The sequence below is a fragment of the Ruegeria sp. AB5 genome, from assembly GCF_056542645.1.
Map to the genome: position 1 here is coordinate 67,361 of NZ_JBQGAE010000015.1, position 21,798 is coordinate 89,158.

Sequence of the window (21,798 nt, forward strand, 5' to 3'; positions counted from 1 at the left end):
ATGACGCAGGACAAAGTTCAAAATGGGCTGAACGCCTTTCTGAATGCCCCGTTGGCGCAGACGTTGTGGGACCGCAGAACTAAGCGTGTCAGCCGCGGTTCGAATGTAGTCGCCGGTTCGCTCAGCTGGGAATCTCAGAATGAACGCTCGCCACTTTCACCGCTGCAAGAGGCGATCCTGATTGCCGCAACCGGCGTTACAGGCCTGACCATGCCTGACCGGCCGTTTTTCGACGACGAAAGCGGCGATCCGATCATGTCGAAGCCGAACCTTGTGATGGAGGGACGCACCGCTGGTAGCCCGGACAATGCACAAGGTACGCATTTCTTTATGATTAATGATAGTGGTACCTACTTTCTGCGCAGGCTTGAACCTCTTGAAGGTGGGACCGAAAGCTGGACGCCCGAGGTATTGGTCGAGCGTGCAGAACAGGCAAAAGTGCAAATTCTAGACCGGCGTGTCGACGTGCCCGAAGGGATGCGTGATTTTCCGGCTTACCTCGATTCGAACCGCTTTTTGTCAAACACTCCGGGTTCGACCATTTTCTTCCCGGTGGTGGATCTGTCGCACCAGTACATTAACGCGTTGATGTACATTCTGACGCAGCCTGACAAGGCGCGGCCGGTCATCGTGGATGATCGAAATTTTTATCGGCCCGCTGGTGTCAAAAAGTGGATCGACAAGGGGTTTCTGAACCCGGATATCAAGATTCCGTTGGGGGTCCTGGGCCAAATGCGCACACAGATCGAGGCTGACCTTCTGGTGCAAAACTTGTTTCTTGTGACCGAGGCTCTGGGTCTGGGCGGCTGGATTCATGCCGCGATATCTCCACCGGTTCTGATGGGCGATCCGAAGTTCAGCGACAGATTCGGTACGATGTTGGGGTTTGACTATGTCACACCCAAATGGCGGCTGATGGATCTGCTGCGCTGGCATACTTTACCGGTTGCGGCGATGAAGCATGTCCGTGCCCATGCGGTGGGATTGCGCCGTCACGGAGAGCATCTGATCAAGGGTAAATGTCCGCCTTATTACTCGTCTATGTCCGAGGCCGTTGATGCCGTTGTCGCAGGCAAGTTCGGTCCCGGCGGTATTTACAAGAACGACGCGCTGTTCAGCCAAATCTACAAGGGTGATTTTGGTGCCAAGTATCTGGAAGAAGCGGGTGAATACGAGCAGGACATCATCGAATGCGCCCGCGACATCTGTACGTACATTTACGAAACACACGGGCGATTCCCGGCCCATTGCGAAGCGGTTCACGCACCGGGCGTTTGGCTTCAGACGCATCGGGTCGAGAACGAATACTACGACGCCTACTTCCGAAACGGCCTGACATCCGCCCAACGAGCGCATGACTTGAATTGGCCGAGCTGACTTAGCAAACCAGACTTGAGTTTGGCTTGACGGGGGTGTTTTCCACCCATCTTGCTCATGAAAACAAATTGAGCCTGTCAGTCATCAAACAAAGTGGTCCGAATGAGCTGACGGCGTTTAGGACGGTCTGGCCAATCGATTGTGATTTTTTACCGCGCGACCGACATCGAGCAAGAGTTGCCGTTTCAATGTTCCTTTCTTGATTGTTTCCTTTCCAGCAGAATGCTGCCGCTGGGATCGAAATAGATATCGGTCGGTGATAGATTGCCGATACCTTCGTGGTGGCGACGATGATAGTAGTGGTAACTGAAGGCTCTGATCTCTTGCTCCAGTGCTCCAGGTAGGTAATACCTCTCCAAACCCACGCCCCTTAACTTTGATGTAAGTTTCGTCCATTCTCCACGAACGGTCGCATGGCCCATTGCGGTTACATGCGGCTTCAGCGATTGCACTAGCATACCTTTGTCACGGTCCTTTGGTTGCTGGTCGCTCGTCTAAAAAAGTTCAGAAAAATCAGCGCTAGATTGTGCCTTTAATTAATGACTTTATCGTTAGTTGCCGGACTTTGCCCTTTGTTCGCGAACGATGTTTCCGGTGGATAAGCTGGATTGCGGTCGCACGTTAATAGGGCAGGTGCCCCTATCGTCATTGCCGTTGGAAGAGGCGACCACTTCTCGGCAACCTGTGGATTTCCAGGCACTAAAGGCGCAAACCCTGAGGTTCCGTTTGTAACACGTCTGTGTCGGGGAATTGTCTGATGTCAGCGCCAATGGGACAGTCTAGGTCGATTTGATAAGAGAGGGTTTCTGGCTCATCGTAACTGCCAAGCAGCAGAGATGAGAAAGAAGCCCGGAACCAAGCAGAGCCACGGTGAGAAGGTCGTAAAAGACATTCGCCGTGCGACCCGCAAACAGTATTTCGCAGAAGAGAATACCAGGAGCGTGCTTTAACGCAGCATGGTACATCCTGACTTTTGTTGTCCGGGTTCTGCTGGTCTTACACGCGATGATGATTCGACTGATCCCCTATGCAATGGGTTGTCGATTAACCGCTGACCAGCGGCGACAAAGGCACGTATCGGTGAAAACAGGAAATAGACGTGCATCCGGAAGGATGCGAGTTCCCATCCGGACAGCTTCATACGATAGCCAGAACATACCCTGATGAAACGTGCCCACCTTGGTACTGTTGGTTAGGACGCACAGGTGGCTGCCGAATATATCGTTCCGTCGATCCAGCACGGTTCAACACGAATGCAGCAGCGAGTAGGTGCAGTCACTTCTATCCCTGAAGCTCCTCAACAAGAAAGTCGAGAAACACCCGGACCTTCGGCATCACGTAGCGTCGGGAGGGATAAACGGCGTAGAGTCCGGTTTCGTTCGGCGTCCAGCCGTCCAAGGCCGTGCACAGCCTTCCTGAGGCCAGATCTTCAGCGACATATAGACGAGGGACGAGACTGATACCAAACCCTGAGCACAACGCGTCTCGGATCGCGAGGCTGGAGGAGACCTTGTAACGACCGCGGACCGGGACCTTGATGGTTCGGCTGCCTTGTCCGAAGGTCCATTGGGTGGCGTGGTCCGAATGAGTGAATTGAATGCAATTGTGCTGTGCCAGATCCTCGGGCCGGGTTGGACGACCGTACTGTTCGAAATAGGACGGTGCCGCGCAGATGACGTGATCCATGATCATCAGCTTTCGCGCAATCAATCCCGAGTCTTCGAGATTGTCACTCCCACGCAGTGCGACATCAAATCCTTCTTCCACGAGGTTGACCCGCCGGTCGTCCAACCTCAGATCCAGCGTCAGATCGGGATAACGGGCAAGAAACTTCGGGATTTTTTCCGACAGGCTGACCAACGTTACTGTAACCGGCGCGCTGACCCGCAACATTCCCGAAGGCTTATCCTGTATAGCCTGCAAGGTCGCATCCGCCTCTTCCAGATCGTCGAGCAATTGGGCGACACGCTCGAAATACAACGTTCCGGCCTCTGTCAGGCTCATCCGTCGAGTTGTGCGATTGATAAGACGCGCCGAAAGATGCGCCTCCAACTCGCCAACATTCTTACTGATCGCAGCAGGAGACAAGTTCAGCTTGCGCGCCGCAGCTGCGAAACTGCCAAGCTCGACCACGGTTCGAAACACGGTAAGGGCGGTCATACGGTCCATAATTGTTTACTAACAGTGAAGTATGAGTTCATCAATAGGCGTATTCTCCACCTTCGTGCATCACTGTATCTCATGAGGCATCAAGCTGCGTAGGTGACTTTGGCCACGCATCCACGGCAGGACAGAACGTCCCAGTAGATGACTAGGAGCCCCGAAATGCAAACTCTCAGAACTGCCCACCATCCCATCGAACCGCTCTTCCTGGATCGCTGGTCCCCACGTTCCTATGACGCAGAACCCATTCCCAAAGCGGACCTTCTGACCATTCTCGAAGCAGGCCGTTGGGCACCCTCGGCATTCAATGTCCAGCCTTGGCGGTTTTTGTATGCCCATCGCACCGATGACCATTGGTCAGATTTCCTGTCGGTGCTGGACACAGAAAACCGGCAATGGGCCGGATCAGCTTCGGCTTTGATCTTTCTGATCTCGGACAAGGTGATGCCAGCCGATGAAGACCGGCCCGAGATGATCTCGAAATATAACAGCTTTGATTCTGGGTCTGCCTGGATGCAAATCGCGCTGCAGGCGACCGCGCTCGGATATGCCGCGCATGCCATGGCGGGCCTGGATTTCGAACACGCGACCAGAGTTCTGGGATTTCCAGACCGGTTCCGCCTAGAGGTGGGGATTACCATCGGTCGCGCGGCCGAGGCCAGTTGCCTACCCGACGATCTGCGTGCACGCGAGGCGCCGAGCAACCGGTACCCGCTTGAACAGATCTCTTACCCCGGACCCTTTCCGGCGCGCTTCACCGCACTTGCCGCAGAATAGGAGGTTCCTATGTCACGCCACCCAAACCCAACCGTCAAACCTCGGGAAGTCGGAGCCGATCTTCATGTCCACGGCTTGATGCTGTTGGCGACTTTCCTGGTCGCAACGTCATTTCCGGTGGTTGCAGCCATCACAGACAGTCTCGATAGTGTTGTGCTGACCTTTGTGCGGTTTGCCCTTGCGACCATTCTTTTTGCACCACTGGTGGGCTGGAGATACGGTATCGCCCGCCCCCGGCTGAGCGACCTGTTGCGCTACAGTCTGCTCAGTCTTTTGCTGGTCACGTTCTTCTGGTGTATGTTTGCGTCCCTGAGAATGACCACACCGCTGAACACCGCGGCAATCTTTTCGGTAAGCCCCGTCATTACCGCAGGCATCGCGGCGATCCTGTTGCGCGAACGGATGACGCGAAGCGCACGAATTGCGCTTCCCCTCGGCGCGATTGGCGCGATTTGGGTGGTATTCCGGGGCGATCCCACCGCACTTCTGGCTCTTCAAATTGGCATGGGTGATCTTTTGTTTCTTGCAGGCACCGTGGCGCTGGCCGGCTACACCACATTGGTCAAACTCCTGCACAACGGAGAGCCGATGGCCCGGATGACCTTCTGGATATTGGCCACCGGATCGATCTGGCTTTTGCTGGTGTCGTTGCCCAGCCTTGGTAGTGTGTCCTGGACCGCAATACCGATACGCACTTGGGCAGGCATCACCTATTTGTCCGTCTTTACCACCATAGTCACATTTTTCCTGTTTCAGTGGAGTACAACCCGGATCGGCCCGACCCGTGTGATGTCCTACACGTTCCTGAACCCGACTCTGGTGCTTGTGATCGGATTGTTTGCGGGAAACACCCTGCCGCCATTGGCAACCTGGCCTGGCATGGTGATGGCGATCGCAGCGACAGTCATTCTGCAATCGGACGTCACCCAATGGTTCGGGTATATGAGACGGGGCGTTTGGCCTGCCGCTACAAGTTAAGTCAATCAAGATCAACTGCTGTCTTGGGAAACGAAAGGATCGCGAAATGCCAAGTGTTCAAAATCGTCTTCTTGCCACGATCCAAAGGTCTGCCCGCCAGAGTGTGACCCGTCCTGACCACAAGAAACCAATACTCCCAAAATTTGGCTTCGTTGGGTTGGCGGGCCTGCTGATGGCCCCGATGGCTGCACAAGCGCATGTCCGTTGGTTTGTCGATCCCAACAGCCCTCAGGTCGCAACGTTCGAGCCCTATACTCTGTTCGACCCCGCTGTTTTGATCTGGATTGCGATTGCAGCCGTCCTGATTGGAACTGCGATCTTCCTCGACACCCGGTTACCGACGATTCCGGTCGCCAACACCAAAATTCGCCATGACGTCATGGAGCTGATGCGAATTCTCACCGGTGTATCCTTTCTGTTGACCGCGTATGACGGCGCGCTGGTCGCCCCTCACCTGCAGGCTCAGGGCGGGTTTGGGATGTTTTTGGTGTTCTTGCAGGCCGGAATCGGGATTCTCTTGCTCAGCAACCACTTCCTGCACCATGCCGCGATCCTGATGCTAATCCTGTTCATAGGTATGATGATCCAGTTCGGCATCATTCGGTCGTTCGAATATGTCAACGTCGTTGGTATCGCACTCTTCCTGCTTTTCAATTACTTTCCGACGGATGAATTGCGCGCAAAATTGAAGCCATACTCTGTAGACATGCTGCGGATTTTCACCGGGCTCTCACTAATTATGCTTGGCATTTTTGAGAAACTGCATGGTGCCGCGCTCGGCCAGGCATATCTCTCTGAGTATCAGTGGAATTTCATGCAACTGCTTGGCTTCGGCTGGTTCACTGACCGGCTCTTCGTTCTTTCTGCCGGGGTCATGGAAGTTGTATTCGGGGTTATCCTGGTGCTGGGCGTTGTCACCCGGTTGAACATTCTGGTTGTTGCCGGGCTGATGCTGCTCTCTAACGCCGTTTTTATCCTGCAAAACGAACAGGACGAGGCGCTGAAGGAATTGATCGGCCACCTGCCCATCATTGCCACCGCACTGATCCTGCTGCTGTTGGGATATGGGCAACGGCTGAAGATTACGGCGCGAAGATCAACCAAGATCGCAGCGGCCTGATCTACGGGTCGGGTCCGTCAGCCGCACATCTGTTTCGGAGGCTACGATGAAACTACCCAGAAAACTTGAAATCCAGTTGATGTACGTCCTCTATTGGACCCTCGGTTGCTTGTTTCTCGGTATACTGTTCGCACCTGCGGTTAGAACCTTTGACGCTGATCCATCTGTCGACGATGCGCATAGCCACGCCCATCTTCACAGCCAAGTCGAGGTTGATCCGGACAACGCACCGGCAGTGTCGATCAAAGTTGAGAAGGACGCGCTCGCCGGTTGGAATGTATACGTAGCTGTCGAGAATTTCCGTTTTGCACCTGAATTGGTCAACCAAGTCAACACACCGAACGAAGGACATGCCCATCTATACCTCAATGGACGCAAAATCACTCGACTCTATGGAACAGCGTTCCACATCGACGGGATGAAGCCGGGGGAAAACGTGGTTTCGGTCAGTTTAAACGCAAACGACCATTCTGATCTGGTGTTGGGTGGCGAGCCAATTCAAGCCGAAGCGTTGATCTTCGTCCGTGACGAATGAGCGACTCTGATGATGTAGACGCCCCCGCTGGTTTCGGTACGCCATTGTGGGTTTGCCAACAACCTGAACGGAGGCGTCTAAGTAAGAAACTAGCATGGTTGGCTTGGATCTGGCGAAGAGTGTATTCATATTCATGGTTCGGATGCAATTAGCCACGCGATTTTGCGCAACAGGCTACGTCGTAGTCAGGGATTCGAGTTTGTTTTAACCAACTGTTTCGTTGCGTGGTTGCGATGGTGGCATGCTCTAGCGCGCGCTACTGGGGCTTGGAGATTGGTCGCCAGGGCCACGAAATCAGGCTTATTCCACCAGCGTATGTGAAACCGTTTGTGAATCGACAGAAAAACGATACCTCTGATGCAGAGGCCATCTGTGAGGCTGCGAACCGCCCCACCATGCGTTTCGGCCCATTCGAAAGCGAGGAAACCCAGCGCGCAGCAATGGTATTCCAGGCCCGGGATCTTTTGGTTCGGCAACGCATGCAGCTGATTAATGCGCTTCGAGGTCACCTGGGAGAGCAGTGTCAAGTGGCTCCGCAGGGGCCCCGAAACACTCGCAAGCCGGTCGAGACAGTAGAAGATCGTGAGACCGTGACACCGGAAGCGGCGTAGAGTTGCCTGTATAGGATGATTGGAATGCTGATCCGGTTAAACAACCAGATACGAGAACCGGATGCGGAGATAGCTGCCTCGCCCCGAGCGATGGATCCTGTGTTTGTGGGTTTCCACGACTTGGCGTTTTTTGTTCGGTGTTATAACGGCATGAGTACCGCGCGCGGCAATTGGGGCTTGGCGTTTGCAAGTGTCATGGGCACCATCGGCAGTGACTGAACCAATGTCTTGATCGACTGGGATCTGGCCAAGCAACTCCGACAGCATGGGCGCGTCGAATTCGCCAACATGATCCGCAAGGGACAGCTTGGGCCTTTGAAAAACGGATTCCGTCAATTTGTAGAGCTCGCCGGAAAATTACTCGCAATCAAAGCGTTGGCATTGAACCACGCCAAAGTTTGCGACAGAACCGCGCCTTCGTGCTCGCGTACTTGATTAGTCAAGAGCCCGAAGTCTTCTAAGTAACGACGAAGTATCCCAGCGACCGCCACCAAGTTTCTGAACATCCTTGTAGAATTGATCGACCAGTGCAGTCACCGGAAGGCTTGCCCCGGTTTCATTTGCAGTATCAAGACAAATCCCCAGATCTTTGCGCATCCAGTCCACGGCAAACCCGTGGTCAAAATGGTCGTCCAGCATCGTCTCGTACCTGTTGGCCATCTGCCAGCTTCCGGCTGCGCCCTGGCTGATAACCTCGACAACCGCACGCCCGTCCAGACCCGCTTTCTCGGCGAAATGCAGAGCTTCGCTCAAACCCTGAACCAGACCGGCGATCGCAATCTGGTTGCTCATTTTCGTCATTTGACCTGCGCCACTTTCGCCAATCCGGCGGCAGATTTTCGAATAGACCTGCATGATCGGCTCGGCTGCATCGTATACAGACTGATCCCCGCCGCACATGATCGAAAGGACACCGTTTTCGGCCCCCGCCTGACCGCCCGAAATCGGCGCGTCCACAAAGCCCAAGCCCTGATCCTTCGCCGCCGCGTACAACTCCCGTGTGACTTTCGCCGAAACGGTCGTGTGGTCCACAAGCGTGGTGCTTTGCGACATCCCGGAGAACGCTCCGTCTGCACCGGTGCAAACGCTGCGCAGATCATCATCGTTTCCCACACAGGTCATGACAAATTCTGCCCCCTCGGCCACCTCGCGCGGGGTTGCCGCCATCGAGCCACCATGTTCGGCAACCCAGGCATCGGCTTTGGCTGCCGTCCGGTTGAAAACCGTTACGTCGTGGCCTGCGGCCTGCAAGTGGCCCGCCATCGGATAGCCCATCACCCCCAGGCCAAGAAAAGCAAGTTTAGCCATTAGTTAAATCCTCTACTACAAACGGTCTCGCGGTGTTTGACCCGCAAAAAAGGCGTCCAGATTGTCCAAAGCGCGAAAGCCCATCGCGTCTCGGGTTTTGGTTGTGGCGCTGCCGATATGCGGCAACATAAAGATGTTTTCATGCGCGGCGAATTTTGGGTTTCCACCCGGTTCGGTCTTGAAACAATCAAGCCCGGCGGCAGCCAGCTTTCCGCTTTCAATTGCGCCCAGCAAAGCGTCTTCGTCAACAAGCGCACCCCTCGCCGAATTCACGAGTATTGCGCCGTCAGGCAGCTTTGCCAGATTTTCGGCATCAATCAGGTTCATAGTATCCGGTGTTGCAGGACAATGCAGCGACAGGAATTCCGCGACCGTCAACAACGTGTCGATGCTGTCGTGGTATGTCGCGCCTTGCTCTTGTTCAGGCGGCAGGCGGGTGCGGTTGAAATAGTGAACCTCCATATCAAAACCGCGCGCCTTTTCTGCGAACGCGCGGCCCACACGGCCCATACCGACAATCCCAAGCCGAGCGCCGGTGAGCTGTTTGCCGACCATGAAAGACGGGCTCCAGCTGTCCCAGGCTCCGGTGCGCATCAGGCGGTCCCCTCGGACCGCATGCCGCGCGGCACCCAGCATCAGCAACATCGCAAGCTCGGCCGTGGCGTCCGACAGGACGTCGGGCGTGTTTGTCACAACAATCCCCTTCGCCGCCAGCGCCGAAAGGTCACAATGATCTATACCCACTGAATGGTTCGCCACGATCTTCAACCGTGGATCAAGCTTTGAGACGACCTCGGCCGAGAAATGTTCCGAGTGACACGGCATCATCGCGTCGACCTTCGCGCTCATGGCGATGATCTCGTCCGCCGTGCCTGGCGTGTCGGACTCGTTCAGGATCACGTCATAGCCTTGCCGCGCGCGCGCAATCGTGGCATCGGACACCCGGCGCGGTAGCCAGAGAACGGGTCTATCGCTCATGGAGTCAGTCCTTTTTGATCGCGTCTTCCCAGAAATTGTACAGCGCAAGGGCTATGACGAAGACCGCAATACACAAGAATGGAAATCCGCCCCAGAACCCGGCGAAACCGGTGGAGATACTGTGGGCAAGGCCGAGAACGAACACCATCATCAGGCCGATGCCGATGAGGCCCATGAGAATATTTGTCAGTCGTGACATAGGATTACTCTCCCTTTTATTCTTGCGTTCTGAGGGTTCTTTGAACCCATGAAGCTGTCCGAAGAAGCCGGTCGTCTTCTTCGATCGCGCCGATCAGCTGGACACCAATGGGCAAGTCGTTCCGTCCCACCAACAATGGCAGCGTGAGGCAGGGTAAACCCGCCAGCGTCCAGGTGAGGCAGAAAACGGAATCTCCGGTGTGGCCCGCGCTTAGCGGAACGGCTTCGCCGGTTGCTGCCGGGGCCAGGATTGCGTCGAATTCATTGAAATATTCGGCAAAGAAGCCCTGAGCGGACGCCATGACGGACAAGGCGTCTTCATATTGGGCTTCGCTGATATCTCCTCCACGGGTTATTGCGGATTGCATCTCGGGGCTGAGTTCCGGCCAATGCGCGTTCGAGATTTCGGCCATGTTCTGGCGAATCTCAAAGTCATAGATCGTTTTGTGAACGGTGATCAGATCGGCCAGTTGCGGCGATACTGAAAAACGCTCGACCCGGCCGCCAAGCCCCTCAATAACGGCGTTCAGCCCCTCAAGCGCATCTTCATCAAGGCGGTCGTTGAACGGAAAATCGAGCCAGGCAATGCTCGGTTCAACAGGAACAACTGCCTGCGCGCCGGACAGCATATCCGCTCGCGGCCGGGCAAAGCTGGCGGGATCGCGCTGGTCATACCCGGTCACCACATCTGTCAACAAAGCGATATCTTCCAGCGTGTTTGCGAACCCCCCAACGTGGTCCAAAGAAACCGAGGTCCTGAAAACCCCGTGCCGCGAGATCATTCCCCGGGTGGGTTTGAAACCATAGACGCCGCAGTATGAGGCCGGGCGGATGACCGAGCCACCAGTCTGTGTGCCGATGGCCAGAGGCACATGTCTTGCCGCAACAGCCGCAGCCGATCCGCTGGACGACCCCCCCGGTGTTCTGGTCGCGTCGAAAGGGTTGGTGGTGTCGGTCGGATGCATGAAGGCAAGCTCGGTCGTCTTGGTCTTGCCCATGATGACGGCGCCGGCCTCGCGCAGGCATTCAACCAGCCTTGCATCTGCCTCCGGCTGTCGACCCGAAAAGATCGGTGTGCCCCGCTGTGTGGGCATGTCTTTTGTGTCGACAATGTCCTTCAGCCCAATGGGAACCCCATGCAAGGGGCCTGTCGCCCGTCCTGCCTTGCGAATGCGATCCAGCTCACGCGCCTGATCCAGCGCTACGCCTGCATCCAGATAAGCCCAGGCGCGGATGGTGCCGTCAGTCTCTTCGATGCGTTTGAGACAGTCCTCAACCAGCGCTTCGGACAAGATACGCCCGTCCCGAATGCCCTCGGCGGATTGAACCGCCGAGAACAATGACAGATCGTGCTTGGTCATGGCACCCAGACCCCGAACAGATAGTCAGGAAGCCACAGCGCGATCCCCGGGAACTGGTACATCAGCACCATGCAGAGGATCACGATGGCCAGATAGGGCATCAGACCTCGGAAGATCTCCATCAGCTGGATCTGGTTCTTGAGGACCCCCTTCAAATAGTAGGCCGACATGGCCATCGGCGGTGTCAGGAAAGAGGTCTGCAAGTTCAGAGCCACCAGCATCGCGAAGAAATACGGGTTGACGCCAAACGTCTCGAGCATGGGCAGGAAGATCGGCACGAAGATGATCAGAATCTCGGACCATTCTAGCGGCCAGCCCAGCAGGAAAATGATCAACTGCGCAAGCACCAGGAACTGCCAGGGCTGAAGGTTCATACCAACAACCCAATGCTCAATCACGTCATGCCCGCCGAGATACGAAAAGATCGACGCAAAGGTCCACGAGCCCACGAACAACCAGCACACCATCGCGGTGGCCTTGGCCGTGAGGAAGACGCTTTGCTTGACCTTGTCCCAGGTGAGCGACCGGTAAAGCACCGCCAAAACAAGCCCGCCCAACGCGCCCATCGCGGCCGCTTCGGCCGGCGTTGCAAGGCCACCGAGAATAGAACCAAGCACCAGCAGGATCAAAACAGTCAACGGCACGAACGAGATCAGGAGATCCATATAGATCTGCCGTTTTGGCGGAACATCATCACCTTGCGGCTTGGGGGCCAGCGACGGGTTCAGCCAGACGCGCACCATGACGTAGACAATGTAGAGACCCGCCAGCATGAGGCCGGGAAAGACCGCGGCTGCATAAAGGCGCAGCGGGGAAAGCTCGGCTATGGCGGCGTAGACGATCAACATGATAGACGGTGGGATCAGGATGCCCAACGTGCCACCCGCACAAATCACGCCCGAGGCAAAACTGCGCTGATACCCAGCGTTGGCCATTGCCGGATAGGCCAGCAATCCCATCAGGGTGACAACTGCGCCCACAATCCCAGACGCCGTCGAGAATACCGCGCAGGTCAGCAGCGCCGCAATCGCCAGCGATCCGGGCAGGTTGCGGGCCGCCATGTAGAGCGAAAAGAACAGCCGGTCGACGATATTCGCCCTTTCGACCACGTAGCCCATGAACAGGAACAAGGGGATGGCAACAAGCGTGTCATTCTCCATCACCGAATAGGTGTTCTGGTTCAGCAGGTAGAAGATGTTGTTGTTGAAGATGTCCGCAATGCTCTCGGGCGCGGACTGGTAATAGGCATAGTACCCGAACGCGACGCCCATGGCGAGCAGCGTGAACGCAATCGGAAAGCCCAGCAGCACCAGCACAATAAAGAGGCTGAGCATCAGGATGGCGACTTGTGGATCAGTCATCGCTGCGACCTCCTTGCTTGGTGCCTGTTGTCTGAATCCGGTCGACGGTTGATTCCATCAGCATGTCTTCGGTCTCGCGCACGTCATCCAGACGGTCGAGCCAGACGCCATTTCGCATCGCCAACCAGCATCTTGCCATCTCGGCAAGTCCTTGCAGCATCAGCAAAACGCCGGCGACCGGGATCAGGGTTTTGAAGAAATATATCTGAATTCTGGCGGGGCTGTTCCAGCTGACTTCTTCATACCGCCAGCTGTCCTTGGCGATTTCCCAGCCGTACCAGAACAGGGCAAACATGCCGGGAAAGAAAAAGATAATATACAGAACGAAATCGACCCGCGCCTGCCAGCGGACCGAGAACAGGCGGTACAGCACGTCTCCGCGCACATGCGCGTCTTGCGCCAGCGCATAGGCCCCGGCCATCAAGAACAGGGCGCCATACATCTGAACCATCATATCGAACGCCCAGACGGTCGGCTTGTTCAGCACGTACCGGACGAACACTTCATAGGACACCGAAAGTGTCAGTATTAGGATGCACCAACCGAAGGCTTTGCCGACCCATTGGCTTAGCCCTTCGATGGCGTGGATTGTCTTGATCAAGGTCAGTTCCTCGCCTGTTCCGCCCGCAGTTCAGAAAGCCGCGCACCGGCGCGACCTTCCGTTTTCAAAGAGTTGTCAGGCCTCAGCCGAAGTAGTGCTTATACGCCAGCTTGTAGTCCGGCTGGTTGAGGTTGAGGTAGTTCATGACAGTCTTCGCATAGGCCTTCTGGCTGTCGACGACCTTGGCAAAGAACGGATCTTCGTTCGAGATCCTTTCGACCACAACATCCCAAGCCTCGAGCTGGGCCTGCATAACGCTGTCCGGCGTGCGATACACATTGACACCCTGCTCTTCAGCCAGTGTTACCAGATCATCGGCGTAGCGCTTGGTGTTGTTCCAGTAGAAATTCGAGTTCTCGGCCTCGGACGCGTATTTCAGGATCGCCTGAAGCTCGGGCGCAAGCGCGTTGAACTTGTCTTTGTTGAACGTGACCTCGAAGAACTCCTGGCTCTGGTGGAACGATGCCAGATGATAGTGTTTGGACACATCTTGCATCCCAAAGTCGCGATCGGATGTCGGGTTGTTGAATTCCGCCGCATCAATCAGGCCCGATTTCATCGCGGGCTGAATCTCGCCGCCTGGCAGCTGCACAACGGACATGCCCATCTCAAGCAGAACATCTGCCGCAAGACCAACTGTACGGTACTTCAGACCGTTCATCTGATCCGAGCTTGTGATTTCCTCCTTGAACCAACCCAGCGGCTGCGCGGGCATTGGCGAGTTGAAGAACGAAACAACGTTGAGGCCCAGGATGCCCATCAACTCATCGAACAGTTCCTGACCACCGCCATAGTTCACCCAGCCCAGAACTTCTTGACTGGACCAGCCAAAGCAGGGACCGGTGCCAAATAGTGACGCAGATTTGGATTTAGAGTACCAATAAGCCGGAACGTAGTGCGCCGCGTCCAGAACGCCGCGGTGAACCGCGTCCTGCATCTGGCTGGTTTTCACGACCGAGTTTACAGGCAGTAGTTCGATCGTCAGTTTGCCACCGGACATTTCATTTACGCGGTCGACATATGATTGCGCGTTTTCAAGAAAGATGCCGCCGCCCCAGGCCGCCTGCATCTTCAGGGTTGTTCCTTCCTGCGCATGAACTGCCGGAGCAGCAAGCGCGCCAGCACCTACAACAGCGGAGCCACGCAGAAAACTTCTGCGGTTCAAAGATTTTGTCATGTTTCCTCCCTAGACTGGGCCGCCGCCGATATCCCTTTGGCATTGGCACCAAACCCGCCCTCCAGCGGATAAAATCTACGATAAGCCAGATTCGCGAATTTTCAAAATATTTTGAAAACTCTTTCACTCTGGGCGGCAAAAGACACGTAACACCATGTTTTATATAAACTTAATATTTTCATTTTTTTGCGCCTGCGAACAAGCTAGAATCTTTGCACTAAATGCTAGACGACAATTGCGCCAAAAATGAACGAACCAAAGACTGCTGTCCGCCGAGGACGACCACGCCTGAAAGCGAATGAGGACAAGCCCGCAGGTTCACTTGTCGGGGCGCTTGATCGTGGGGTGCGCGTCCTGATCGCTGTCGCGGATGCGCGAGGCGCAACACTTGTGGACATCGCAAGAACCACCGGAATTCCGACGGCGACAGCGCACCGGCTTCTGACCACGCTTCAGCAACGAGGCATGGTCGTCAACGATGCGGAACAGGGCAAATGGCGCATCGGACCTCAGGCCTATCGGATCGGCAGTACGTTTGAAGAAGCGTCGAATTTGCTGGAGGTCGCACCAGCTGCGATGCGTAAGTTGTCAAAGGCAACTGGTGAGACCGTAAATCTCGCAATCGAAGAGGGCGGGCAATTGCTCTACCTTATTCAGGTGGAATCCGAAAACCCGATCCGAGCTTCGATCAAAAATGGAACTGCCGCTTATTTTCACACATCAGGTGTCGGTAAGGCCATAATGGCGTTTATGGACGAGGCCACGCTTGAAAAGCTGCTGGCCCCTCTCACACTGGTTCGGCAGACGCCCAATTCGATTACGGACAAACAAGCGCTTAAAGACGAATTGCTCAAGTCCAGACAACGTGGATGGGCAATAGACGATGAAGAGCGATTTCCCGGCCTGCGCTGTATCGCTGCGCCTGTCTTTGACTCGCTGGAAAATGTCGTAGCGGGGGTTTCGGTCTCTGGACCCATTGCCAGATTTCCTGACAACAAGCTTGAAACCTTGGCCGCTTCGGTCGTTGAAACCGCGGCAAGTGTATCAGAAAAGCTACGGAATTCATCATCAGGAGATTAATACGTTAATCTTTCGGTACGTTAGAAACTCATAGCGTCATTTGTACGGTCCTCAATAGGACACTGCGCTCCGTTTCTTTTTTGTGAAATGGTATTTCGAAAAATCGTCGCGGAAGGCCAAAAAAACCGTTGTGTCGCAGATTTTGGGTTTGGATTGACGAGCGTGCAAATTTTGACGTTTGTTGTCCGCGTATTGTTTTCCAAAAGGTTTCAGTATGATTTCCTTGAAAGGCTGCCACTACCCCAAAGGTGCCGATTTGTACGCTGTGTACTTCTTTCTGCGGTACACGGTTTCCTATCGTGATTTGGAAGATATCATGGCTGAACGTGGTGTACGAATTGACCACATCACATTGAATAGGAAGGTCGTGAAATACTCACTGCTGGTGCACAATCAATAAAACGTCCAACTCAGAATTCCTGGCGCATGGACGAAACCTATCTCCGTATGCGCGGCTAGTGGGCGTATCTATTTCAAGCAGTCGACAAAGCGGGTAACACCTTTGATTTCATGCTGTCCGAGCGACGAAATCGTCCAGCAGCGATCAGGTTCTTTGCCCAAGCACGATCGTTAAACTGGATCTCAAACAAAATCGTCTTAGAAAGAGCGGCGCCAATGCAGCGGGCATTCGAGAAGTGAACAGAGTCCTGAAGCGGTTCGGTTGGCCAACCATAGTACACACGATCAGGTCCAAAAAACCTGAACAACATGATCACAGATTTATCAAACGACGCGTGCGGCACATTTGTGGGTTCAAGTCGTTCAGACCGGCTTCGGCCACGCTTAATGGGATCGAGGTCGCCAACATGATCCGGAAAAAACAATTCTCTAGTGGTACGGCTTCCGGCTTTCGGATGTTTGCTGAGGTCGCAAGACAACTGCGTTTAGCACAACACTGGCCCTCGTCGTTCGAAAAGTTTGCGGCACAAGCATTTTCATTCAAAAGCTGCTCTCGTTGTAAAGCGGAACTTCGGCAAGTTTATTGGCCTAGGGTAAACAACCTAGTATGAGCCACAAAAAACGTCTCAACTTGACACCTTTAGATGCCTCACTTCACCGGGCCCGGTACTTAGCAAGCTCGCTCCAGCACAATTCAAGCGCATCCGACGTGTTCTGCGACTTACGCGCCGCGCAAATGTTCCACGCAAGGTTCTGTTTCATCGACACGGGTTTGACTTTCTTTGCACGGACCAGCTCTGCGAATGTGTCCGGCATCCCTCCCACGATGAAGTCAGGCTCTGCCAACAATCCCGTCAAGAGGTTGTAGTCGTCGCATTCGATATGCGGCTGGGCATTAACCTTTTCGACAGCTCCGGCATCGCCACCAAGTGACTTTATCAAAGTGGCTTTCCAGTGTTTGTGAAGATGCGGTGATGCAAAGGGAAATTCGAATATGCCTGCCATGGTTTGCGGGCCGCGCTGGTGAATCTCATGATCTCGATGCGCCAAGAACTGGATGGGTTGTTTCTCCATCACCATGATCTCGACATCTTCGGCTTCAGGTGTGTAGGTCAGATCACCAAGGAATACATCGAAATCCCCTGCCTGCAATAAATCGAGCGGGCGCGCGTAGGCGCTCACTAGAATTCGGAAGCGTAGGTTAGGCATTGTTCTTCGGACGGCTCGCAAGACGGGCAGGATCAGGGTCCTCGTGGTGAGCGGCCCGCAACCGATCAGCAAAGTGCCCGGCCCGGTTTCGCGCAATCCAGAAACACGGGTCGCATAGCGGTCCAGGTCTTCACGCAACGCCTGGGCGATTGGCAAAAACTCCTGCCCCGCGCGTGTCAACGTGCTGCTGTTTCGGCTGCGATGGAACAAAACAAGTCCCGTGTGGTCCTCAGCCTGCCCGACATAGCGGGACAACGACGCGTTGGAGACACCCATCGCACGGGCTGCGTTTTGGAAACTGCCGGTTTCAGCCAATGCGAGAAAGGCGGTCAAAGCGTTTTCGTTCATCATGTGGTCAAGTTCATTTCAGGTTTCGTGGTTTAGTTTTCACAATATGAAATCATGGTAAAGCTCTGTTGCGGCGAGAAAGTCTCAATCGCTATCCCTGATGGATCCTTCGAAATCGTCTTCCACGTCCACAGAGGTAACAATGTTCATTCTTCGATCCATTGCGGTTTCCGCCACGCTGGCCACAGCTTCGGTCTGTGCCCTGCCGGTTTTGGCCGAAACCGACCAGCCCAATATTCTTGTCATCATGGCCGATGATGTTGGTTGGGCCAGCCTTGGCAGCTATCATCAGGGCGTGAAGAGCATCAAAACCCCCAATCTTGATCAACTGGCTGCCGACGGTATGCGTTTGACGGATTACTATGCTCAGCCAAGCTGCACTGCTGGGCGATCAGCATTTATCACCGGACAATTCCCGGTTCGAACCGGAATGCACACAGTCGGCTTGCCCGGAGATCCTGAAAAGGGGCTGAATGAAAATGACCCGACGCTGGCCAATATGCTAAAGTCTCTGGGCTATACAACCGGGCAGTTCGGCAAGAACCATCTGGGCGATATGAACAAATTCCTGCCGACGGTGAAGGGGTTTGATGAATATTGGGGCTGGCTCTATCATCTGAACGCGATGGAATACACATCCGACCCGGACTGGCCAAAAGATCAGAAATTCAACGACACGTTTGGCCCTCGGAACATCATTCACGCCTATGCCACGGATACAGTCGATGAAACTGTGGACCCACGCTGGGGTCTGGTCGGCAAGCAACGCATCATTGACGATGGTCCGGCTCCACCCGAGCGGCAAAAGACGCTGGACGACGAGGTGACAGCCCACACGCTGGACTTCATCAACCGCGCGGTCGATAGCGATACACCGTTCTTTGTCTGGATGGCCCCGGCGCGCGCGCATGTCTGGACCCATCTGAGCCCCGAATACGAAGCCATGTTGGGTGACGGGCGCGGTTTGCAGGATGTGGTCATGAAAGAGCTTGATGACAACGTGGGCAAAGTCATGGCTCGGTTGGACGAACTGGGCGTCTCAGACAACACTATTGTTGTCTTCACCTCGGATAATGGCCCCGAAACCATGACTTGGCCCGACGGGGGAACAACGCCATTCCATGGCGAAAAGGGGACAACCTGGGAAGGTGGTTTCCGCGTCCCCGCCATCATTCGTTGGCCCGGAAAAGTCCCAGCCGGAACCGTGAGCAATGGTATCTTTGCCGGTCTTGACTGGATGCCCACCCTTGTTGCCGCCGCTGGTGGCCCGGACGATCTGCCCGGATCCTTGCTCCAAGGCTACGAGGGCTATCAGGTGCATCTGGATGGGTTTAACCAAATGTCGTTTTTAACTGGTGACAGCGACAGCAACCGGGATGAGATTATCTACTACGAAGGTCCGGACTTGCAAGCGGTACGTCATGGTGACTGGAAAGCGCACTTCACGATACAAACCGAAGGTTGGGCGGGGCCCAAAGAAGAATTGAACGCACCCCTGCTGTTCAACCTGCGCCGCGATCCCTACGAAAAAGCGGCCGAGGAATCGGGGATGTATACACGGTGGATGGGCAACAAGATGTGGGCATTTGGTCCTGCTGCCAAAATCGTCCAAAATCACTTGTCTACGTTCAAGGAATATCCTCCACGGGGATCAGACATAACCAACCAGGGCCATGTCGAAGAGCAAATTTCGACCGAAGGCGGGATGTCGCAGTAGAAATCAAGACTCGGGAGGCATCAATCGTTGCCTCCCGATCCATACAAGAATTTGCGGGAAACACCTGCTTGAGAGGTTCCGATTTTTCATTCAACTTGTCATTTGGACGTGGCGCAGCATCAGTCAATTTGGCCTCTCTGCTGCCACCAGAGAAAACGCAGCAACCGAAGACCCAAGCCTCAATTACCCATGGAGGACGGCCCATGGGACATTCACCGCCTACCCGAGATGTTGCGCCAGCAGCCCACGTACATGCCCTTCGCCATTAGTATTGGTTATCCAACTGAAACTTGGAATCAAACATCCGTGCCCGTAATCCAGTGCGACCCGTTTCAGCTCGGTAGAACAGAGCACTCCTGAGTAACCTGCCAGCCGCCGATTGGATGATCGCTGACCGCGTTTTCGATGCCGACTGGTTTCGAGAGGCGTTGAAAGACGAAGGGATACGGACCCGCATCCTAGGCAGGAAGTCTCGCGAAAAGCCGGTGCGATACGACAAGCGCAGGTACAAAAGACGCAATCGTATCGAGATCATGTTCGGCCGGTAGAAGGATTGGCACCGAGGAACAACCCGCTACGATAGATGCCCGAAAGTGTTCCGATCAGTCATCGCACTCGTAGCCGCCGTCACCTTCCGGCTCTGAAACTCAATGAGTCTGGAACCTAGATCTGGTTGAGCGAGCAGAAACACTGAGCCCTCAGGACGTTTTCACTCATCTTTGGCTGATGGGCACACATTTTGCCCATTTTTGTCGTGAAGATTACGATAGTGCAGAACACACGGTTCGCCTTGCATTGGCGTTGGTGCCCGAGAACCAAACCTATAGAACGCAGTTGGTGGTGACTCTGCACCTTTCTGGTCGCATTGAGGAGAGAGGCAAAGCATTAGACGCATATCATGCCGTTGCTCCGGACGTTCGAGCAAGTGATGCAAGAAGGATTTCCGGTCGAGACCGCGAGCAAGTGGAGCGCTTTGTATAAGGCTTGATTGATGCAGGTGTGCCAAACTGAATTCTTGAAAGGCGTTTTTCAGAATTTCCAATGTTCAACTTGTGCTCACAATTGCCATTCTTTACAACCAGTTTGATAGACCGGAGGCAGCCCGAAGTGGACGTTATACTGGCGTCTATTTGCCGGCAATTTGAGGATAAAGTCGGCATCTGAATTTTGCGTCAAATTTTTGGCAAGTATCGATCCAACAAAGCATCGACCAACCCTTTCTGAAGTTGGTAGCCAGTTGCTTCGTTCACACGCAAAATGTCTTCAAGAATAATAAGTTGCTCCATGCCCGTCGACATGGACAATCGCTTCGCCAGGTCTTCAATTTCCTTCGGCTCCATCAATGGGTGAACTGGTGCCAGTGCTTCCGAAAAAGCCGCCACTCTTCTGGCGCCACGCATTTTGACCGTTCCATCCTCAATTGATGCCTTGAGTGATTCAGCCAGAAACTGCCGGAAGTGCACCTCATGAGCCCGCGAAAGATCTAGGTAGTAACGTGCGACGACATGTACACGGCTCCTGACGTTAGTCAGTCCCTCGAGAAGTTCTGACGTTGGAGTAACTTCAAGATCGAGCGTCGCTTCCAAAGCTAAGACACTTGGGGCAGAAAAGTAACGATAGATCGTCGCACGGCTGGTTTTGGCGCGTTCAGCGACTTTTGCCAGAGTGACTTCCTTGCCTTCCGACATCAGGTCACGTGCAGCCGAAAGAAGTGCTTCTCGCGTTCGGTTGATTTGATTTGTACGAGGCGCCAATTTCAAACCTTTATGTTACACTTGTCTCATAAGTAGATATATGTATCATAAAGGCAGTGTTTTTGAAGTAAAGGGAGTCGCCGTAATGACTGAACCTCGCCCGCGAATTTACCATCTTCTTGGGAACCTTTTGACCTTTCACGCCTTTCCCAATGAGACAGGAGATCGTTGCACAATCGTTGAGATAAAGACGGCGCCGGGAGCCGGTGCCCCGCCAAATCATCATGCTGGCGAGGATGAGAGCTTCTATGTGCTCGATGGTGAATTCGAGTTCTTTTTGAATGGGGAGACAGTCAACGTCAAAGGTGGTGACTTCGTCAAAGTTCCGGACGGCGCAGTGCATGCCTTTATATGTACCGGGGAACGACCTGGCAGGTTACTTTGCATAAACGCCCCAGGCGCGATGCACGACACATTCTTTACTGAAGCTGGGGAAGCAATGCCTGACGGTACGACAGATATTCCGGCGCCAGATGGACCGCCAGACATTCCGGCGATCATGGCAGTAGCAGGTCGAGTAGGAATGACGATCTTGGCGCCCGCGGATGCTCACAGCTAACGAACGCGCTTACAAAACTTCGGCCTGCGAAATAGAGGCTTTTGAACAAAGAACCTGCCGCACACCCTACTAGGCAATGCTGTTTGTCAGCCCGAAGCGGGCCTTCAACAGCGAGATTTGAAAAATCTGGGATGCACAACAAAGCCGCCATTTAGGAGTCTCTATTGGCAATAGATCAGATTTCATT

The 21,798-nt window shown here is 54.5% G+C and carries 20 protein-coding genes and 4 pseudogenes; 12 read left to right on the forward strand and 12 right to left on the reverse strand.

What is annotated here, in order from left to right; all coding sequences use genetic code 11:
* Positions 1 to 1,377, forward strand: coding sequence for a hypothetical protein (locus tag ACR0L4_RS19490; RefSeq protein WP_480514721.1), 1,377 nt, complete (start codon positions 1 to 3; stop codon positions 1,375 to 1,377).
* A gap of 363 nt (positions 1,378 to 1,740) precedes the next feature.
* Here ACR0L4_RS19490 and ACR0L4_RS19495 read toward each other — a convergent pair.
* Positions 1,741 to 1,842, reverse strand: a pseudogene (locus ACR0L4_RS19495) (IS6 family transposase); the annotation flags it as partial.
* Positions 1,843 to 2,658: 816 nt separating this feature from the next.
* Positions 2,659 to 3,546: a LysR family transcriptional regulator gene (locus ACR0L4_RS19500; protein ID WP_480514722.1), complete on the reverse strand. Its 888-nt coding sequence runs from the start codon at positions 3,544 to 3,546 to the stop codon at positions 2,659 to 2,661.
* A 156-nt stretch (positions 3,547 to 3,702) separates the two neighbouring features.
* Here ACR0L4_RS19500 and ACR0L4_RS19505 point away from each other — a divergent pair, with 156 nt between their 5' ends.
* From ACR0L4_RS19505 to ACR0L4_RS19525, 5 genes are all read left to right on the forward strand, one after another.
* A complete protein-coding gene (locus tag ACR0L4_RS19505; protein WP_480514723.1) occupies positions 3,703 to 4,317 on the forward strand; it encodes a nitroreductase family protein in 615 nt (204 codons plus the stop codon).
* Between the two features lie 9 nt (positions 4,318 to 4,326).
* The gene (locus tag ACR0L4_RS19510; RefSeq protein ID WP_480514724.1) at positions 4,327 to 5,295 is read left to right on the forward strand and encodes a DMT family transporter; all 969 of its coding nucleotides are present in this window, start codon (positions 4,327 to 4,329) and stop codon (positions 5,293 to 5,295) included.
* Positions 5,296 to 5,341: 46 nt separating this feature from the next.
* A complete protein-coding gene (locus ACR0L4_RS19515) occupies positions 5,342 to 6,415 on the forward strand; it encodes a hypothetical protein (protein ID WP_480514725.1) in 1,074 nt (357 codons plus the stop codon).
* 46 nt (positions 6,416 to 6,461) lie between these two features.
* Positions 6,462 to 6,950 (forward strand): hypothetical protein, encoded by a 489-nt coding sequence (locus tag ACR0L4_RS19520; RefSeq protein WP_170752881.1) that lies wholly within the window; start codon positions 6,462 to 6,464, stop codon positions 6,948 to 6,950.
* A 233-nt stretch (positions 6,951 to 7,183) separates the two neighbouring features.
* Positions 7,184 to 7,561 (forward strand): IS110 family transposase, encoded by a 378-nt coding sequence (locus ACR0L4_RS19525; protein ID WP_480514746.1) that lies wholly within the window; start codon positions 7,184 to 7,186, stop codon positions 7,559 to 7,561.
* A gap of 44 nt (positions 7,562 to 7,605) precedes the next feature.
* On the opposite strand, the pseudogene ACR0L4_RS19530 reads toward ACR0L4_RS19525, so the two are convergent.
* A pseudogene (locus tag ACR0L4_RS19530) lies at positions 7,606 to 7,837 on the reverse strand (IS5/IS1182 family transposase); the annotation flags it as partial.
* On the opposite strand from ACR0L4_RS19530, the gene ACR0L4_RS19535 reads away from it, so the two are divergent.
* The gene (locus ACR0L4_RS19535; protein ID WP_480514747.1) at positions 7,790 to 7,996 is read left to right on the forward strand and encodes a hypothetical protein; all 207 of its coding nucleotides are present in this window, start codon (positions 7,790 to 7,792) and stop codon (positions 7,994 to 7,996) included. The pseudogene ACR0L4_RS19530 and the gene ACR0L4_RS19535 overlap by 48 nt on opposite strands.
* On the opposite strand, the gene ACR0L4_RS19540 is transcribed toward ACR0L4_RS19535, so the two are convergent.
* The 7 genes from ACR0L4_RS19540 to ACR0L4_RS19570 form a co-directional block, all read right to left on the reverse strand.
* On the reverse strand, positions 7,997 to 8,869 hold the full coding sequence (locus ACR0L4_RS19540; protein WP_170752875.1) for an NAD(P)-dependent oxidoreductase: 873 nt from the start codon (positions 8,867 to 8,869) through the stop codon (positions 7,997 to 7,999).
* 15 nt (positions 8,870 to 8,884) lie between these two features.
* Positions 8,885 to 9,847 carry a 2-hydroxyacid dehydrogenase gene (locus tag ACR0L4_RS19545; RefSeq protein WP_480514726.1) on the reverse strand — a complete coding sequence of 321 codons (963 nt, stop codon included), beginning with the start codon at positions 9,845 to 9,847 and terminating at the stop codon, positions 8,885 to 8,887.
* A gap of 4 nt (positions 9,848 to 9,851) precedes the next feature.
* Positions 9,852 to 10,046 (reverse strand): hypothetical protein, encoded by a 195-nt coding sequence (locus tag ACR0L4_RS19550; RefSeq protein ID WP_480514727.1) that lies wholly within the window; start codon positions 10,044 to 10,046, stop codon positions 9,852 to 9,854.
* A 16-nt stretch (positions 10,047 to 10,062) separates the two neighbouring features.
* Positions 10,063 to 11,406 (reverse strand): amidase, encoded by a 1,344-nt coding sequence (locus ACR0L4_RS19555; RefSeq protein WP_480514728.1) that lies wholly within the window; start codon positions 11,404 to 11,406, stop codon positions 10,063 to 10,065.
* A complete protein-coding gene (locus ACR0L4_RS19560) occupies positions 11,403 to 12,767 on the reverse strand; it encodes a TRAP transporter large permease subunit (protein WP_170752869.1) in 1,365 nt (454 codons plus the stop codon). The genes ACR0L4_RS19555 and ACR0L4_RS19560 overlap by 4 nt, the downstream gene beginning before the upstream one ends.
* On the reverse strand, positions 12,760 to 13,368 hold the full coding sequence (locus ACR0L4_RS19565; RefSeq protein ID WP_170461795.1) for a TRAP transporter small permease subunit: 609 nt from the start codon (positions 13,366 to 13,368) through the stop codon (positions 12,760 to 12,762). The genes ACR0L4_RS19560 and ACR0L4_RS19565 overlap by 8 nt, the downstream gene beginning before the upstream one ends.
* An 82-nt stretch (positions 13,369 to 13,450) precedes the next feature.
* A complete protein-coding gene (locus tag ACR0L4_RS19570; protein WP_170752867.1) occupies positions 13,451 to 14,545 on the reverse strand; it encodes a TRAP transporter substrate-binding protein in 1,095 nt (364 codons plus the stop codon).
* Between the two features lie 246 nt (positions 14,546 to 14,791).
* Between ACR0L4_RS19570 and ACR0L4_RS19575 the strand changes: the two genes are divergently transcribed.
* Positions 14,792 to 15,625, forward strand: coding sequence for an IclR family transcriptional regulator (locus ACR0L4_RS19575; RefSeq protein ID WP_480514729.1), 834 nt, complete (start codon positions 14,792 to 14,794; stop codon positions 15,623 to 15,625).
* A 214-nt stretch (positions 15,626 to 15,839) separates the two neighbouring features.
* A pseudogene (locus ACR0L4_RS19580) lies at positions 15,840 to 16,497 on the forward strand (IS6 family transposase); the annotation flags it as partial.
* 181 nt (positions 16,498 to 16,678) lie between these two features.
* On the opposite strand, the gene ACR0L4_RS19585 reads toward ACR0L4_RS19580, so the two are convergent.
* Positions 16,679 to 17,584: a LysR family transcriptional regulator gene (locus ACR0L4_RS19585; RefSeq protein ID WP_480514730.1), complete on the reverse strand. Its 906-nt coding sequence runs from the start codon at positions 17,582 to 17,584 to the stop codon at positions 16,679 to 16,681.
* Between the two features lie 139 nt (positions 17,585 to 17,723).
* On the opposite strand from ACR0L4_RS19585, the gene ACR0L4_RS19590 reads away from it, so the two are divergent.
* Entirely contained in the window at positions 17,724 to 19,298 is a 1,575-nt protein-coding gene (locus ACR0L4_RS19590; RefSeq protein ID WP_480514731.1) for an arylsulfatase, read from the forward strand.
* A 350-nt stretch (positions 19,299 to 19,648) separates the two neighbouring features.
* Positions 19,649 to 19,942 (forward strand): annotated as a pseudogene (locus ACR0L4_RS19595) (transposase); the annotation flags it as partial.
* A 528-nt stretch (positions 19,943 to 20,470) separates the two neighbouring features.
* Here ACR0L4_RS19595 and ACR0L4_RS19600 read toward each other — a convergent pair.
* Positions 20,471 to 21,058, reverse strand: a complete 588-nt coding sequence (locus tag ACR0L4_RS19600) for a TetR/AcrR family transcriptional regulator (protein WP_480514732.1) — start codon at positions 21,056 to 21,058, stop codon at positions 20,471 to 20,473.
* Between the two features lie 79 nt (positions 21,059 to 21,137).
* Between ACR0L4_RS19600 and ACR0L4_RS19605 the strand changes: the two genes are divergently transcribed.
* Positions 21,138 to 21,611 (forward strand): cupin domain-containing protein, encoded by a 474-nt coding sequence (locus ACR0L4_RS19605; RefSeq protein WP_480514733.1) that lies wholly within the window; start codon positions 21,138 to 21,140, stop codon positions 21,609 to 21,611.
* Positions 21,612 to 21,798: the final 187 nt, after the last annotated feature.